Annotated in this window: 17 protein-coding genes; 2 read left to right on the top strand and 15 right to left on the bottom strand. The window is 43.3% G+C overall.

The window, feature by feature from the left end; translation table 11 throughout:
* Positions 1-232: 232 nt before the first annotated feature.
* The 9 genes from tuf to fkpA all read right to left on the bottom strand — a co-directional run bounded on the left by tuf (position 233) and on the right by fkpA (position 7,611).
* On the bottom strand, positions 233-1,417 hold the full coding sequence (gene tuf, locus ACUN2T_RS02285) for an elongation factor Tu (RefSeq protein ID WP_445495501.1): 1,185 nt from the start codon (positions 1,415-1,417) through the stop codon (positions 233-235).
* A 72-nt stretch (positions 1,418-1,489) separates the two neighbouring features.
* Positions 1,490-3,598, bottom strand: coding sequence for an elongation factor G (gene fusA / locus ACUN2T_RS02280; protein WP_445496049.1), 2,109 nt, complete (start codon positions 3,596-3,598; stop codon positions 1,490-1,492).
* Between the two features lie 80 nt (positions 3,599-3,678).
* Positions 3,679-4,149, bottom strand: coding sequence for a 30S ribosomal protein S7 (rpsG, locus tag ACUN2T_RS02275; RefSeq protein WP_023044363.1), 471 nt, complete (start codon positions 4,147-4,149; stop codon positions 3,679-3,681).
* 96 nt (positions 4,150-4,245) lie between these two features.
* On the bottom strand, positions 4,246-4,620 hold the full coding sequence (gene rpsL / locus ACUN2T_RS02270; protein ID WP_011144815.1) for a 30S ribosomal protein S12: 375 nt from the start codon (positions 4,618-4,620) through the stop codon (positions 4,246-4,248).
* 135 nt (positions 4,621-4,755) lie between these two features.
* Positions 4,756-5,043: a sulfurtransferase complex subunit TusB gene (tusB, locus tag ACUN2T_RS02265; RefSeq protein WP_445496048.1), complete on the bottom strand. Its 288-nt coding sequence runs from the start codon at positions 5,041-5,043 to the stop codon at positions 4,756-4,758.
* 20 nt (positions 5,044-5,063) lie between these two features.
* A complete protein-coding gene (gene tusC / locus ACUN2T_RS02260) occupies positions 5,064-5,423 on the bottom strand; it encodes a sulfurtransferase complex subunit TusC (protein WP_445496047.1) in 360 nt (119 codons plus the stop codon).
* A gap of 17 nt (positions 5,424-5,440) precedes the next feature.
* Entirely contained in the window at positions 5,441-5,836 is a 396-nt protein-coding gene (tusD, locus tag ACUN2T_RS02255; RefSeq protein ID WP_445496046.1) for a sulfurtransferase complex subunit TusD, read from the bottom strand.
* Positions 5,836-6,561 (bottom strand): helix-turn-helix transcriptional regulator, encoded by a 726-nt coding sequence (locus ACUN2T_RS02250; protein ID WP_445496045.1) that lies wholly within the window; start codon positions 6,559-6,561, stop codon positions 5,836-5,838. The genes tusD and ACUN2T_RS02250 overlap by 1 nt, the downstream gene beginning before the upstream one ends.
* A gap of 285 nt (positions 6,562-6,846) precedes the next feature.
* On the bottom strand, positions 6,847-7,611 hold the full coding sequence (gene fkpA, locus ACUN2T_RS02245; protein WP_445496044.1) for an FKBP-type peptidyl-prolyl cis-trans isomerase: 765 nt from the start codon (positions 7,609-7,611) through the stop codon (positions 6,847-6,849).
* Positions 7,612-7,862: 251 nt separating this feature from the next.
* On the opposite strand from fkpA, the gene ACUN2T_RS02240 reads away from it, so the two are divergent.
* Positions 7,863-8,081, top strand: a complete 219-nt coding sequence (locus ACUN2T_RS02240; RefSeq protein ID WP_445496043.1) for a protein SlyX — start codon at positions 7,863-7,865, stop codon at positions 8,079-8,081.
* A gap of 116 nt (positions 8,082-8,197) precedes the next feature.
* On the opposite strand, the gene slyD is transcribed toward ACUN2T_RS02240, so the two are convergent.
* The 4 genes from slyD to kefG form a co-directional block, all read right to left on the bottom strand.
* Complete coding sequence (slyD, locus tag ACUN2T_RS02235; RefSeq protein WP_445496042.1) at positions 8,198-8,773, bottom strand: peptidylprolyl isomerase; 576 nt, start codon at positions 8,771-8,773, stop codon at positions 8,198-8,200.
* Positions 8,774-8,861: 88 nt separating this feature from the next.
* Positions 8,862-9,065: a YheV family putative zinc ribbon protein gene (locus ACUN2T_RS02230; RefSeq protein ID WP_021322897.1), complete on the bottom strand. Its 204-nt coding sequence runs from the start codon at positions 9,063-9,065 to the stop codon at positions 8,862-8,864.
* Positions 9,049-10,893, bottom strand: a complete 1,845-nt coding sequence (kefB, locus tag ACUN2T_RS02225) for a glutathione-regulated potassium-efflux system protein KefB (RefSeq protein ID WP_445496041.1) — start codon at positions 10,891-10,893, stop codon at positions 9,049-9,051. Before kefB ends, ACUN2T_RS02230 begins: the two co-directional genes overlap by 17 nt.
* A gap of 2 nt (positions 10,894-10,895) precedes the next feature.
* The gene (gene kefG / locus ACUN2T_RS02220) at positions 10,896-11,447 is read right to left on the bottom strand and encodes a glutathione-regulated potassium-efflux system ancillary protein KefG (RefSeq protein WP_445496040.1); all 552 of its coding nucleotides are present in this window, start codon (positions 11,445-11,447) and stop codon (positions 10,896-10,898) included.
* 126 nt (positions 11,448-11,573) lie between these two features.
* On the opposite strand from kefG, the gene ACUN2T_RS02215 reads away from it, so the two are divergent.
* Complete coding sequence (locus ACUN2T_RS02215) at positions 11,574-13,499, top strand: ABC transporter ATP-binding protein (protein WP_445496039.1); 1,926 nt, start codon at positions 11,574-11,576, stop codon at positions 13,497-13,499.
* A gap of 309 nt (positions 13,500-13,808) precedes the next feature.
* Here ACUN2T_RS02215 and ACUN2T_RS02210 read toward each other — a convergent pair whose 3' ends face one another.
* Both ACUN2T_RS02210 and ACUN2T_RS02205 read right to left on the bottom strand, forming a co-directional pair.
* Positions 13,809-14,702 carry a LysR family transcriptional regulator gene (locus ACUN2T_RS02210; RefSeq protein WP_445496038.1) on the bottom strand — a complete coding sequence of 298 codons (894 nt, stop codon included), beginning with the start codon at positions 14,700-14,702 and terminating at the stop codon, positions 13,809-13,811.
* A gap of 892 nt (positions 14,703-15,594) precedes the next feature.
* Complete coding sequence (locus ACUN2T_RS02205) at positions 15,595-16,044, bottom strand: DUF1240 domain-containing protein (protein WP_445496036.1); 450 nt, start codon at positions 16,042-16,044, stop codon at positions 15,595-15,597.
* Between the last annotated feature and the right edge of the window lie 151 nt (positions 16,045-16,195).

The following is a 16,195-nucleotide window of genomic DNA, read 5'->3' as shown; positions in this document are numbered from 1 at the left end:
CCTCGCAAGAGCAAAACAAATCAGACCGAACCAAAAAATTTGAGTGATTGTATCTGACTTGGCGCCATAATTCAGTATGACATTGTATATCTGAGAGATATATAGCCAATTCGTTGTATCAGAGCCTATCTCACCAATAATTAAAAACAACTATTGATGAGATAGGTTCTTATAAAACAACGTACAAAAAGGGCATCAGTTGATGCCCTTTTAGAGTAATCACATCAAAAAATTATGCGATAACTTTAGCAACAACACCAGCACCTACTGTACGGCCACCTTCACGGATTGCGAAGCGCAGACCCTGGTCCATCGCGATTGGTGCAATCAGGGTAACGATCATCTGAATGTTATCACCTGGCATCACCATTTCCACGCCTTCTGGCAGTTCGATAGTCCCGGTTACGTCAGTTGTACGGAAGTAGAACTGTGGACGGTAGCCTTTGAAGAACGGAGTATGACGGCCGCCTTCGTCTTTGCTCAGAATATAAACTTCTGATTCGAAAGTGGTGTGTGGCTTGATTGAACCGGGTTTTGCCAATACCTGACCACGTTCGATTTCGTCACGTTTGGTACCACGCAACAGAACACCCACGTTCTCACCCGCACGGCCTTCGTCCAGCAGTTTGCGGAACATTTCTACGCCGGTACAAGTTGTTTTCGTGGTGTCTTTAATCCCCACGATTTCAACTTCTTCACCCACTTTAACGATACCGCGCTCTACACGACCGGTAACGACAGTACCACGGCCTGAAATAGAGAATACGTCTTCGATTGGCAGCAGGAATGGCTGGTCAATAGCACGCTCTGGCTCTGGAATGTAGCTATCCAGGGCCTCTGCCAGTTCGATGATTTTGGCTTCCCACTCTGCCTCACCTTCCAGTGCTTTCAGAGCAGAACCACGGATAACTGGCGTGTCGTCGCCTGGGAAGTCGTACTGAGACAGCAGCTCACGCACTTCCATCTCAACCAGTTCCAGCAGCTCTTCGTCGTCTACCATGTCACATTTGTTCAGGAACACGATGATGTAAGGAACGCCTACCTGACGGCCTAACAGGATGTGCTCACGAGTTTGTGGCATTGGACCGTCAGTTGCTGCAACTACCAGGATCGCGCCGTCCATCTGGGCAGCACCGGTGATCATGTTTTTCACGTAGTCGGCGTGGCCTGGGCAGTCAACATGCGCATAGTGACGGCTTGGCGTATCGTATTCTACGTGAGAAGTAGAGATGGTGATACCACGCGCTTTTTCTTCTGGCGCGTTATCGATCTGGTCGAATGCGCGAGCGTTACCACCGTAGGTTTTAGCCAATACAGTAGTGATGGCAGCAGTCAGGGTAGTTTTACCATGGTCAACGTGGCCGATAGTACCAACGTTAACGTGCGGTTTTTTACGTTCAAATTTTTCTTTAGACACGACTCTATTCCTTAATATCGCTCCCTCGTTATATGGGGAGGGAGCTAAATCTAGATATTAAACCCGAAAAGCTTATTTAGCTTTACGAGCTTCGATAATAGCCTGAGCGACGTTGCTCGGCGCTTCATTGTACTTCAGGAACTCCATGGAGTAAGAAGCACGACCTTGGGTCTGAGAACGCAAGTCAGTAGCATAACCAAACATTTCAGATAATGGTACCTGAGCACGTACGATTTTACCGGTAGCAAGATCTTCCATACCGTCGATCATACCACGGCGACGGTTCAGGTCTCCGATAACGTCACCCATGTAGTCTTCTGGAGTTTCAACTTCAACTTTCATGATAGGTTCCAGCAGAACTGGTTTCGCTTTCATGAAGCCTTCTTTGAAGCCCATAGAACCTGCGATTTTGAACGCCATTTCAGAGGAGTCAACTTCGTGGTAAGAACCATCGAACACGGCTACTTTAACGTCAACAATCGGGTAACCGGCCAGAACACCATTCTTCATTTGTTCCTGAATACCCTTGTCTACAGCAGGGATATATTCTTTAGGAATAACACCACCAACGATTTCGTTAGCGAATTGGTAGCCTGGGCCACCTGCTTCCATTGGCTCAATACGCAGCCATACGTGACCAAACTGACCACGACCACCAGACTGACGAACAAATTTACCTTCTTGTTCAACAGTAGTACGGATGGTTTCACGGTAAGCAACCTGAGGTTTACCGACGTTCGCTTCAACTTTGAACTCACGGCGCATACGGTCAACCAAAACGTCTAGGTGAAGCTCACCCATGCCCGCGATAATAGTCTGGCCGGATTCTTCATCAGTAGACACACGGAATGATGGGTCTTCCTGAGCCAGCCGACCTAAAGCGATACCCATTTTTTCCTGGTCGACTTTAGTTTTTGGCTCAATCGCAACAGAGATTACCGGCTCTGGGAATTCCATACGCTCCAGAATGATTGGAGAACTGATATCACACAGAGTATCACCAGTAGTCACGTCTTTCAGACCGATCGCAGCTGCAATGTCGCCTGCGCGAACTTCTTTAATTTCTTCACGCTTGTTAGCATGCATCTGAACGATACGGCCAAAACGCTCTTTTCTGTCTTTCACTGGGTTAAGAACGGTATCACCGGAATTAACCACGCCAGAGTAGACACGGAAGAAGGTCAAGTTACCAACGAATGGGTCAGTAGCAATTTTAAACGCCAGTGCCGAGAACGGTTCGTTATCATCAGAATGACGCTCTGCCGGAGTATCTTTACCATCTGGCAGAAGACCTTTAATGGATTCAACGTCAACTGGTGCCGGCAGGTACTCAATAACGGCATCCAGCATTGCCTGAACACCTTTGTTCTTAAATGCAGAACCACAGGTAACCAGGATGATTTCGTTAGTCATAACACGATGACGCAGACCCGCTTTGATCTCTTCTTCAGTCAGCTCTTCACCACCGAGGTATTTTTCCATCAGCTCTTCTGATGCTTCCGCAGCGGCTTCAACCAGGTTGTTACGCCATTCTTCAGCCAGATCCTGCATATCAGCTGGAATATCTTCATAAGTGAAGGTAGTTCCCTGATCTTCCTCGTTCCAGTTGATAGCTTTCATTTTCACCAAGTCAACAACACCGGTGAAAACATCTTCTGCACCAATTGCCAATTGCAGAGGAACTGGATTTGCAGCCAAACGGCTTTTGATCTGCTCAACAACGCGTAAGAAATTCGCTCCCATACGGTCCATTTTGTTAACGAACGCGATACGTGGAACTTTATATTTATTCGCCTGACGCCATACGGTTTCAGACTGTGGCTGAACACCACCAACCGCACAGTAAACCATGACCGCACCGTCAAGGACACGCATAGAACGTTCTACTTCGATAGTGAAGTCAACGTGGCCTGGGGTGTCGATGATATTGATACGGTGCGCATCAAACTGCTTAGCCATACCTGACCAGAAAGCAGTTGTTGCGGCGGAGGTGATGGTAATACCACGCTCCTGCTCCTGTTCCATCCAGTCCATAGTAGCAGCGCCATCATGAACTTCACCGATCTTATGGTTTACACCAGTGTAGAACAGAATACGTTCGGTAGTGGTGGTTTTACCGGCGTCGATGTGTGCACTGATACCGATGTTACGGTAGCGTGCAATGGGTGTTGTACGAGCCATTTGATTCCTCTATTCCTAGGACGTTCAATTTAAATCTGGGTGGCAGAGCTGCCACCCAGGGCATCATCACTACAATGGAATTACCAACGGTAGTGTGCGAACGCCTTGTTAGCTTCTGCCATACGGTGAACGTCTTCACGTTTCTTAACAGCAGAGCCTTTATTCTCGGCTGCGTCAGATAGTTCGTTCGCCAGGCGCAGGGCCATAGACTTATCACCGCGTTTACGAGCAGCTTCAACGATCCAGCGCATTGCCAGAGCATTACGACGAACCGGACGAACTTCAACTGGAACCTGATAAGTAGAACCACCAACACGGCGGGATTTAACTTCCACGGTTGGACGCACGTTATCCAGTGCAAGTTCAAACGCTTCCAGATGTTCTTTACCAGAACGCTGAGCCAGGGTCTCAAGCGCACTATATACAATTGCTTCCGCAGTAGATTTTTTACCATCTACCATCAGGATATTGACAAATTTGGCCAGTAATTCAGATCCGAACTTTGGATCTGGCAAAATTTTACGCTGACCAATTACACGACGACGTGGCATGGAAATACTCCGTTTCGAATTCAGGGTTGTCCAAAACTCTACGAGTTTATTTTGACATTAAAGTGAAAATGTTTGGCCTTACTTAACGGAGAACCATTAAGCCTTTGGCTTCTTCACACCGTACTTAGAACGACCTTGTTTACGGTCTTTAACACCGGAACAGTCCAGTGCACCGCGAACAGTGTGGTAACGCACACCTGGCAAGTCTTTAACACGACCGCCACGGATCAGAATTACGGAGTGTTCCTGCAAGTTGTGGCCTTCACCACCGATGTAGGAAGAAACTTCGTAACCGTTAGTCAAACGCACACGACATACTTTACGCAGTGCGGAGTTTGGTTTTTTAGGGGTGGTGGTATATACGCGAGTACATACGCCACGCTTCTGTGGGCAAGCTTCCAGAGCAGGAACGTTGCTTTTTGCAACCTTCATGCTGCGGGGTTTGCGCACCAGCTGGTTAATAGTTGCCATTATTAAAAAAACTCCTGGTTTTTTTGCTTCGTAAACACGGATAAAATCTCTTGTCTGCCCTGACGGCAAAACACGAGGACGCGGAATTTTATGGCTGACTCGCCAGGGTGTCAAGAAATATACATTTTCTCTGACCTACCAGGCGAATTGTTGATGGTGTTTTACCGTCAGGTTAACAAAGTCAGTATAGTCGATAACTTGCACTTTGTCTGAAATCCGACCGGCCAATCCCCGCGCCTCAATATCTTCTTTCAGAACATACAATGTAACGCCATGACTAACTAAAGCCGGAAGATAGCAATTACCATCAATGCCTGCCAGTACACCATCCTGAATAAACAGTACGTCATCGCCACTGGCAAGCAGATTGAATATCACATTGAAATCACATTGATAGGGGGATCGGCCAACAGTATATAGCATATCATCGTCCTTCCAATCGCTCAGAATGTCAGCACCACATCATAGTCAGCCAATTTTTCACGAATAACTTTTGCGGGTATCACTTCCGCATCCAGAATACAATTGCGGACTGAGCTTAACCCACGCATGATAAGGTCTTCCTGGCACAAATAATATTTTTCAATATCATACAAAGGCAAGACCTTAAACGTAGCGATATAGTTTCTGGCGAGGATCCTGTCAGGTTGCTGATTCGGCAGGAGTTGCAGCACACCATCAGAAATGAAAAATACACCAATCTCTTCTGTTAATGCCGAGGTTGCCAATAATGCATCCAGACCTTCTCTGCCACCAGAGTCACCATGAGGTGCTTTTGTAAAGACAAAAGCAATTCTTTTCATTTTTGCCTCTTTGCCTCTCAGAATTGCACCACACGATCGCAAGTCAGCATGGCTTCAGCAAGCGTTCCCAATCCACTTAATTCAAACCCTTCCGCCAGGTTTGCAACAGGTAGATTCAATTCATTCGCCTGCGGCGCATCAAGGACGCCACGGCGAAGAGCGGCGGCAATACAAATATGCATACCAAACCGATGCTCTGTTGCCATCATCTGCCACGCGTTAACCAAATTAAACTCATCACTGGCTGGTGCGGTCAATTGATTACCGTTATAAACCCCTTCCCGATAAAAAAATACGGTATCCAGTTTATGTCCCATCGCAATCAAAGTTTGCGCGAATTGGTAAGCACTGCTGGCTTGCTGGGTACCATACGCAGGCCCCGTTACCAGCAGACAATAAGACAACGAAGACATTACCGATCAGGCCCTAAACATTCCCCATTTTTAAACTGGCGAATATAGAGGTAAACAGTATGCTTAGAAATATTTAAGCGCTCGGCAACTTGATTAATTGCGTCTTTAATATCAAAAATGCCTTTCTCATAGAGATTCAGAACCACCTGCCTGTTCTTAGCATTATTAGATACATTGCGATCAATATTAACTTCTTCGATAGTGTATTCCAGCGTTTGTGCCACCAAATCATCCACGGATGATGCAAAGTTTACATTTGTTGATGCAACGTCATGGGTTTCCTCTGGAATAAATGTCTGAATTATTTCAGAGAAAGGGACATCAAGATTCATATTAATACACAAGAGGCCGATCACTCTGCGATTCCGATTGCGGATCGCAATAGTGACTGACTTCATCAATGAACCGCTTTTTGCCCGGGTAAAATAGGCCTTGGATGCACTACAGTCTTCATCTGTAATGTCATGTAACATACGCAGAGCAAGATCAGTGATAGGTGAACCTATTTTACGACCTGTATGTTCTCCATTAGCTATTCTGACAGCTGAACATTTAAGATCTTCCAGTGAATGAAGGACAATCTCGCAATGCCCACCAATTAGCATAGCCAAGCCATCAACCGAGGCTTCATAAGATTTTAAAATTTCGTGATCCGTTTCAGTAAACGGTTGGTTTTCCAATAAATCGATATCATTGATATCACCAGATAATAACGGGTTAGACATTAAATACACCATCCTTCAAACGCAGACAACGTCTTGCTAAAAACACAACGTGATAAACGTATAAAAATTTCTTGTGAAAATTCAACTATCGCAGCTTAACAGAGATCTCAGTCAAAGATCTTTCCATTCACATCAAATATTGACGTTAAAACCACATGACATTATCGTCAAGCCATAGCTGTTCAGACATTTGGCCTCTATCACAGCTTTCAGTAACAAAAAACCGTTGACAGAATTTCTACCAACGGTTTTATCTATATTCATCAAAGATATTTAGCGAATAGATTACTTAGCTTTGGTATCCGCTTTCACATCCAGCAGCTCAATATCAAACACTAACGTAGAGTTTGCAGGAATACCTGGAACACCAGCTTTACCATAGGCCAGCTCTGGTGGAATAACCAGTTTGATTTTTCCGCCTTTTTTCACATTTTGCAGACCTTCTGTCCAGCCAGGGATAACGCCGTCCAGACGAATAGAAAGTGGTTCATTACGCTTATATGAACTGTCGAACTCTTTGCCGTCAATCAATGCCCCCTTATAGTTTACGACGACAGTGTCACTTGCCGCAGGCTTTTTACCACTCCCTTCCTTTTCTACTTTATACAAAAGGCCGGTTTTACTCTTAACGACACCTTTTTCCTTGGCGAATGCTTCACGATATTTAGCGCCCTTAGCTTCATTATCGCTGGCTTCTTTTTCCATCTTAGCTTCAGCCGCAGACTTCACTTTGCCTTCAAATGCACGCAGAGTATTTTCAATTTCGCTGTCATTCAGTTTGCTCTTATTATTAAAAGCATCCTGCACACCCGCCAACAATTGATTTTTATCCAATGGGATACCCAAAGATTTCTGCTCTTTCAGGGTGTTTTCCATATAACGCCCTAAAGATGCGCCCAGAGCATAAGCATTTTGCTGATCTTCTGTTTTAAATGCGCTGTTCAATTCTGTACTGCTCTGACCATCCGCTTTAGCGGCCAACGCCTGAGGGGCGCCGAAAGCCATCGCCAATGTGGTAGCAAGCAGGGTAACTTTAAACAATGATTTCATCTGTTTCTCCAATAGCTTTGGGGGATATTTACCGTCAGCAAAAGTTATGCAATCAAGTCACTATAACTTTCTACAGGAGCACAACACAATATTTGCTGCTTTTTAGTGCCCCAAAGCTGTTGAGACAACATGAATGAAAAGAGGTTTCATAACAACCGTATTTCACAGAATATTTTGGGCATAATAGGTTACTCTTAATGAATATGAAGCATCTAACACAGGTCATATACAACCTGAAACGGGAGGAAATCATGGAACTGTCAGAATTTGAGCAACGGCTTGAGCATGTGGAAAGCCGAGTTGCCTTTCAGGAAATCACTATCGAAGAGCTGAATGAGGTGGTTACTGAACAGCAAATGGAGATGGCTAAATTAAGAGAGCATTTGCGGTTGATGACAGAACGATTGAAAGCCACTCAACCCTCAATGGTCGCTTCACAATCTGAAGAAACGCCACCACCTCATTACTGATTTTGACTAAGTAAAAAAACAACCAGTCACAATACACAGGGCAAGTAAGAGAAACCGACTCTCCCAAGCTTGCCCCGCTTTTTTAAGATTAAAGCCTGATAATCCGCTTTAATCTATCAATGGCAGCTACCGCCACCGCAGCATCCGTTCCCTTCACTGTGGTGGTGGTGACCATCGTCATGGCCGTGACCACCACAGCAACCACCTTCGCCATGTTCGTGACCATGCGCGCCGTGAACATGACCATGAGCCAGCTCTTCTTCGGTCGCTTCGCGGATAGCAATAACTTCAACATTGAATTTCAGATTCTGACCAGCCAGCATATGGTTACCATCAACCACAACGTGCTCATCTTCAACCGCAGTGATTTCTACAGGTACGGGTCCCATATCGGTGTCAGCCAGGAAACGCATGCCAACCTCCAATTCATCAACACCAACAAAGACATCTTTTGGCACACGCTGAACCAAATTGTCATCATACTGACCATAGGCATCATCAGCCTGTACGCTGACATCAAAATTCTCACCAGCCTCACGGCCTTCCAGCGCTTTTTCCAAACCACTGATCAATGAACCACGGCCATGCAGATAGTCCAACGGCGCACTCATCGGTGACTCATCAACTAAAACACCCTCTTCTGTTCTTACTTGATAAGCCAAGCTGACTACCAAGTCTTTTGCTACTTTCATGACATCTCCTACCCGTAGACCTAAAAATTTTTACCAATTGTAGCGGAATTCTAAGCCTCTGTACCCACCCGCATTAAAATTCACACAATTACTGTGGTGTAAAAATACCAATAACCTGCTCCTGTTTTCTCACATGAGAGGCCACTTTCTCATCAGTTTGGCGTTGTTGATGACCACAATGGACACATTCCACCACATCCACCTGATCTTCCCGCCACATTGCCAGCGTATCCTGAGAGTGACATTCAGGGCAGACAGCACCAGCAATAAATCTTTTACGGCTTACTGTCATTGTTTGCTCCGCTACTATTCATATGTTCGTGTTCATTCCAACCATCCGGTTGGAGGCGCTCATTCAGCATTTCCCGATCAAACAACTCTTCCAGCTCCCGCCGCGCCTCTTTTATACGGGATATGTGAGCCACATCACCCTGTAGCTGTGGCATCAATTCTCTCAGCATCCGCATATCCAACCGCTGAAAATGATGTTTTGCACGATAAGCCTTATGTGGATGCATTCCCAATCCGACTAACGTCTTACGGCCCAACTCCAATGCACTAGAGAAAGTTTCGCGGGTGAAATTTTCTACGCCATTCTGTAGCAATTCATGCGCTTCCAGACGCCCTCTGGCCCGCGCCATAATATGCAGATTCGGGAAATGTTTTTGGCATAAATGAACGATCATCATGGTATCTTCCGGCTCATTACAGGTAATAACAATCGCTTTGGCTTTATCCGCCCCTGCCGCACGAAGCAATTCCAATTCAACCGCATCACCATAATAAACTTTGTAGCCATAACGCCGCATGGTACTAACAACACTGACATCACGCTCCAGCACTGTGATGTGGATTTTATTCACCATCAGAAGACGGCCTATTACCTGCCCAAACCGGCCAAAACCAACTAAAATCACCTGTGGGTCGTCATCTTCCACAAATGGCTGTTCTTCCGTCTCATCCGAGGCATTATAACGGCGGGCCAAAATGGCATCTATCAATTGCATCACAAGCGGCGTTGTCATCATTGATATCGTCACTACAACCAACAATAAAGCCATCTGCCCGCTATTGAGTACATTCTGGCCCAGTGCAGCAGAAAACAGAACAAAAGCAAATTCTCCGCCCTGGCTGAGAACGCCGGAAAATTGCAAGCAGGATGAACCCCGTAAACCAGCAGTCCATGCGATAAGATAAAGAACAACGCCTTTCACAATGACCAAAGCCAGTACACCCAGTAACACATCAGACAAATGTATCAGTAGCACGCCCAGATTCAGGGACATACCTACTGAAATAAAAAACAGTCCTAACAGTAACCCCTTGAACGGTTCTATGGATATTTCCAGTTCATGGCGATATTCACTATCTGCCAGCAATACCCCGGCGATAAAGGTTCCCAAAGCCATAGAAAAACCCAACGCTTCCATAAACAGCGCCGAACTGAGCACCACTAATAATGCCGCCGCAGTAAACACCTCACGTACTCCAGCTCTGACGACCAAACGAAACAACGGACGTAACAGATACCGGCCACCCAACAACATAACGGCAAAGGCAGCGATTTTTAATGCTATCCGATACCAGTCACTGGATGCTGTTTCACCGGCCAGAAGCGGGATCAACGCCAAAGCCGGGATCACAGCCATATCCTGAAACAGCAAAACAGAGAAACCCAGCTGCCCGCCTTCATTACGGTTCATGCCCTTCTCTTTCATCAGTTGCAGAGCCATTGCTGTTGAGGACATCGCCATCCCGATACCACCGATAACCGCCGCCTGCCACGAAAAATCTGTCAGATATAACAGCCCGGCCAGCACACCCGCGGTGAGAATAACCTGAGCCGCACCGACACCAAAAATCGATCGCCTGAGTTGCCAGAGTTTAGAAGGGTTAAGTTCAAGGCCGATGATAAACATCAGAAAAACGATCCCCAGCTCAGAGAAATGAAGAATATCATCAACATCTCTGATAAAGCTTAACCCCCACGGGCCAAGGACAATCCCGGCTAACAAATAACCTAATACTGCCCCAATCCTGAATTTCTGTGCGATCGGCACTGCCACTACCGCCGCAAATAAAAATAATACCCCGGCGCTGAGTTGCGCTGAATGCTCCATAGCTATAGCCCTCCTAATGATAATGGCGATTTGAGCCACTCACGATAAGCATTAGCATGGATGGCAAGAAGTTCAGGTTTTTGACGACGTGCCCAATAAATAATTATCGGTGATAACCAATGCATACGGCACATGGATGCGGTCAGTTCAAAAGGGCGAAGAATCTCTTCCATCGGATAGAAGTTATAGCCATCAGCCCGGAAAGCGCCTTCCGGCTCTCCGGTGGTGATCACTGAACGCCAATATTTCCCCTGTAATGCCAACCCAGTGGTACCACTGGCAAACCCCCGCGTCAGCACGCGGTCCATCCACTCCTTTAATAAAGCTGGACAACCGTAGGTATAGAGTGGATGTTGAAAAACAACCACCTGATGTTCACGCAGCAGTTGTTGCTCATGGTGAACATCAATAAAAAAATCTGGATAAGCTCTATATAAGTCGTGAACCGTAACATGCTCTAAATCCAGCACAGGTTGCAACAAAACGCGATTTGCTACTGAATCCTGTGGTTCAGGATGGGCATACAGCAGCAGGACTTTAGGCGGCTGTAACATCGTTCCCTCCTCAAGAACGTGTCAGGACACGTATTTTCCGTTACCATGCATACAAAGTGATAAAATCAGGGCACTTATCGTCCCATTACATCTAATAATTTAACATACTCTATACAAACGACACCTATGATTGTTTTCTCTTCATTACAAATTCGTCGCGGAACCCGTGTCTTGCTGGATAATGCCAGCGCCACTATCAATCCCGGACAAAAAGTTGGTCTGGTAGGAAAAAATGGTTGTGGCAAATCTACCTTACTTGCACTATTAAAAAATGAACTTCAGGCTGAAGCAGGAACATTCACTTTTCCCGCTAACTGGGCTCTGGCTTGGGTGAATCAAGAAACGCCGGCACTGGAAATACCTGCTCTGGAATATGTCATTGATGGTGATCGTGAATTCCGTCAACTGGAACGGCAACTACAATTAGCCAATGAAAAAAATGACGGTAATTTGATCGCTCATCTACACAACCAACTGGATACGATTCAAGCCTGGACCATCCGTTCAAGAGCATCAAGTTTACTTCACGGTCTAGGCTTTTCTCAGGATCAACTGGATCAACCAGTACGTGCGTTTTCCGGTGGATGGCGTATGCGCCTCAATCTGGCCCAATCCTTGCTCTGCCGTTCTGATTTGTTGTTGCTTGACGAACCAACCAACCACCTTGATCTGGATGCGGTGATCTGGCTGGAAAAATGGCTGAAAAACTACCCTGGTACATTAGTCCTCATCTCCCATGACCGGGATTTTCTGGATCCGATTGCCGATAAGATCCTCCATCTCGAACAACAATCCCTGTTTGAATACAGTGGCAACTACTCCTCTTTCGAACGCCAGCGCGCGACCAAACTGGCACAACAACAAGCGCTCTATAAAAGTCAGCAGGAGAAAGTGACACATCTGCAAAGTTATATTGACCGTTTCCGGGCCAAAGCCAGTAAAGCCAAACAAGCTCAGAGCCGTATCAAGATGCTGGAGCGGATGGAGTTGATAGCACCTGCCCATGTTGATAACCCGTTCCATTTCAGTTTCCGTAAACCGGAAAGTCTGCCAAATCCACTACTGAAAATGGAAAAAGTCAGCGCAGGCTATGGTGAGCGAACGGTTTTAGGTTCCATCAAGCTGAATTTGGTTCCCGGCTCCCGCATTGGCCTGCTTGGCCGAAATGGCGCAGGTAAATCCACGTTGATCAAATTACTGGCTGGTGAGCTGCAATCCCAGAGTGGGGATATGGAATTAGCCAAAGGGATTAAACTGGGATATTTCGCCCAGCATCAGTTGGAATATCTGCGTGCTGATGAATCACCATTACAGCATATAGCGCGCCTGGCGCCACAGGAAAGAGAACAGCAACTCAGGGATTATCTGGGGGGGTTTGGTTTCAAAGGTGATCAAGTCACTGACCCAAGCGGACGTTTCTCTGGGGGAGAAAAAGCACGTCTAGTTTTAGCATTGATAGTTTGGCAACGCCCTAATCTACTGTTACTTGATGAGCCAACAAACCACCTCGACCTGGATATGCGTCAGGCCCTGACAGAAGCGCTGATCGATTTTGATGGTGCATTGGTTGTGGTTTCCCATGATAGGCATCTACTGCGTTCAACAACCGATGAGCTGTATCTGGTTCACGATGGCCGGGTAGAATCTTTCAATGGCGATTTGGAAGATTATCAACAATGGCTGACAGATCAGCAGCGTCAACAAAATCAGCAATCACGTGAGAGCAACGATAAGGAAAAAGAACCTTCCGGTCAAAGTGCTCAGGAAAGAAAAGATCAAAAACGACGTCAAGCTGACTTCCGTAACCAAACGCAGCCATTGCGCAAGCAGCTTACCCATCTGGAAAAACAGATGGATAAACTGGGTAACGAACTGACCGTATTAGAAAAACAGCTGTCAGACAGCGCTGTCTATGATAATAGCCGTAAAACCGAATTGACTGAATATCTGCAAAAACAAAATCAGACCAAATCAAAACTGGAAGAAATTGAATTAGAGTGGATGGAAATTCAGGAACAACTTGAGCAAATGGCGCAAGAATTTGAAGGGTAAATACTTTCATAAATTATATTAAAAAAATAAAGCGGAGAAAACAATCCGCTTTATTTTTAATAATATTCATACCGAAAAAATTTATTAAAATAGTTATGGTGGAATTTATTTTTATCTAAAATTTCATTTATATACAAAAACCATTACAAGAATAACATGCCACTCTATTAAATAAGACTCCAAAATAGCACCACACCTTATACCTCTCATAATTCTATGTATAACAATGAGTTGAATAAGACCACATATAGCATAATTATGAAACGTTATTTAATTCAACATTAAAAACAATAATACCTGTTTTCTGATTCACATATTATCAATTAATGAAGAAAATAGCTCTACTGCATTTATTAAATCACAGCCTATAACTGGACTCCATAAGATACCAAAATCAATCTCCATATCAGTTTCTAAAATTCCGAGTGAATCAAAATATTGTGATGGAATTGTACGAACCACTTTCTGCGGAACTAAAGAAAAGCCATTACATTTAACGATCAATTCAATCATTATCATGATATCATTGGTCTTTAACATTAAGTTCATACTATTATTATCATAAATAGAAAATGTGTTGATACCATCGGTAAAATCAATCGGCATATCATTCTCATCAGTATCACTAAGATGATATAAAGATGCTATTTCAGCATTGAATTCAGCAAAATTCTGAGTCCAATCACTGCCTTTTTTAAAAAGATAAACGAGTTTTTCAGTAAAAATCCGCTTAGGCATAAGTGATGAAATTAACGGCAAAGGAACAATAGCAATATGTAATAAACCAGAATTTAACAGACTCATTTGCTGCTCGAATGGCAAACCTGTAATTAGCACAAGCACCGTTTTTTCCTGTTTACCTAAAAAAAGCTGCTCTTTCATTTTCCCAGAATCATAAATAGGAAAACAAGAACTCACATAAAGATAATTTGGTGAATCGTCTTGCAAATCATGATGAACCTGAATCTGAAACTGCTCAAAATGCCCCAGTAATTTCTGAGCATTCTCTAGTGTTTTCTGTCCAAAATCAGTCAATTTGGTCCCATTTGGACCTCTAGAAAAAAGCAGCGCGCCAAATAATGCTTCCAGTGCATTAATTTTCTTTGTCAACGCAGGTTGTGAAATATGTAATATTTTAGAAGCCTTATGATAATTAAGTGTTTCAGCTAACACGATAAAAGCTTTTAGATTACGTATATCCACATTTTCACCACTCAGGTTTATCTTATGTACTTTCTTTGAGTTACTATTTCATCAATGAACTAAATTCTTTATGCTTAAATTAATTAAACAAAGATTAAACAACAACTATAAGATGATCAATTAATTTATTCTAAAAAATCGGCGATTATATATATCACGACATTTACCACAACGATTTACGCATGTTTTCTAGATAAACAAGTAAGTAATCCAATTAAATAAAACGCATTAGAAAATGATAATTTTTTTCATTTTTAAGAATTTTCCTATATCAATTACCAGGCACCCTGTGATATGTAATTTCTGCTATACAGGATAGTGCAATTTACCTGACGTATGCTATTTTTAAATAAAAAGAACAAGATAGCCGGTTATATGTATAATATTTTCTTATTTACCATAACACCCCAGTTTGAATAAATTGATTGAGATTAACCCCTGACATTCTTGGTTTTCTCTCCATTTCTTTTTTGATTAAATTAATGCCAAAATAACAATAATCCAAAAAAATAATTAACTCCCATAAAAGATCCTTAAACCATATTAAAAAAGCGCCTTAAACCATTTCTTACTAAAAATTTCCTGATCTCACACCCATGCTAAAATGCTAATTAATTAGTTATTGCAATAAAACAAGCTAAACATATATAAATATATTTATCTCCTCTTACTAATACACCAAAAAACAAAAGCCGTAACAACAGCAATACCCAATAATGTTAATCGCCCCCATATATCTGGAAAACAGGCTGCGGTCATAGCTGACCAAGCGATAATCAAGATAAAAGGAATTGTGTTCCACAAAATATCTTTAATCCATATAAAAAAAGATCTTTGAACCATTCCTTACTAAAAAGTTTTTTACTCATACATTAATTAATCCGAACTCAGGTTAATTACATAGCTTAATATCTTTTACATAGGTATTATCAGACATCCAAGATATTCTTTCGCATACCAAATAGTTCTCACTCTTCAGTTTATAGTCCACATAGAAAGAGATTGGAAAACTCAAAAAAACTGAAACCAAAAACATCATACCAAAACATTTCATATAGGCATCGTGATATTTTGGTATACGCGATGTTAAAAGAAAATAAATAGGAAAAATAGAAGCATAACAACCTAAAGGGAAGGAAACAAACATAATTACCATTTTTCCTGAAAATGTAATTTCATCAGCCATTGTAATCAATGAAAATAAGCTTTTACTTGCGATGAACATAGCAAAACACATCAAAGACAATATAAGAATCGCCAAAATAATATGCACTATTTTTCTTTTATTATCCACAACTATATCGCTCCCAATCATGAAGAAAACTATTAAAATCAGCTTCATGGGCTCTTTCTCTGTTATACACTTCTTTTATCAATTTAATAACTTTTTCGCTTATTTGATATTTTCTATCTAAATAACTTTCCAAAATGGCGCTACACCTTATCCACCAACAACCCTATGTATAACAATGAGTTGAATAAAACCATGTGTA

This window comes from Photorhabdus machadonis, from assembly GCF_052657765.1.
Note: the sequence above shows the minus strand (reverse complement) of the source record. Positions and strands in the feature narration are given on the sequence as shown.

Coding starts and splice junctions, on each gene's coding strand:
- tusD (WP_445496046.1), bottom strand. CDS start 5,836: ATGTCTTCGTTGTCTTATTGTCTGCTGGTAACGGGGCCTGCGTATGGT.
- slyD (WP_445496042.1), bottom strand. CDS start 8,773: ATGAAAGTAGCAAAAGACTTGGTAGTCAGCTTGGCTTATCAAGTAAGA.
- fusA (WP_445496049.1), bottom strand. CDS start 3,598: ATGGCTCGTACAACACCCATTGCACGCTACCGTAACATCGGTATCAGT.
- ACUN2T_RS02230 (WP_021322897.1), bottom strand. CDS start 9,065: ATGACAGTAAGCCGTAAAAGATTTATTGCTGGTGCTGTCTGCCCTGAA.
- ACUN2T_RS02250 (WP_445496045.1), bottom strand. CDS start 6,561: ATGTCTAACCCGTTATTATCTGGTGATATCAATGATATCGATTTATTG.
- rpsL (WP_011144815.1), bottom strand. CDS start 4,620: ATGGCAACTATTAACCAGCTGGTGCGCAAACCCCGCAGCATGAAGGTT.
- ACUN2T_RS02205 (WP_445496036.1), bottom strand. CDS start 16,044: ATGAAGCTGATTTTAATAGTTTTCTTCATGATTGGGAGCGATATAGTT.
- kefB (WP_445496041.1), bottom strand. CDS start 10,893: ATGGAGCATTCAGCGCAACTCAGCGCCGGGGTATTATTTTTATTTGCG.
- ACUN2T_RS02215 (WP_445496039.1), top strand. CDS start 11,574: ATGATTGTTTTCTCTTCATTACAAATTCGTCGCGGAACCCGTGTCTTG.
- rpsG (WP_023044363.1), bottom strand. CDS start 4,149: ATGCCACGTCGTCGTGTAATTGGTCAGCGTAAAATTTTGCCAGATCCA.
- ACUN2T_RS02240 (WP_445496043.1), top strand. CDS start 7,863: ATGGAACTGTCAGAATTTGAGCAACGGCTTGAGCATGTGGAAAGCCGA.
- fkpA (WP_445496044.1), bottom strand. CDS start 7,611: ATGAAATCATTGTTTAAAGTTACCCTGCTTGCTACCACATTGGCGATG.
- kefG (WP_445496040.1), bottom strand. CDS start 11,447: ATGTTACAGCCGCCTAAAGTCCTGCTGCTGTATGCCCATCCTGAACCA.
- tusB (WP_445496048.1), bottom strand. CDS start 5,043: ATGCTATATACTGTTGGCCGATCCCCCTATCAATGTGATTTCAATGTG.
- tusC (WP_445496047.1), bottom strand. CDS start 5,423: ATGAAAAGAATTGCTTTTGTCTTTACAAAAGCACCTCATGGTGACTCT.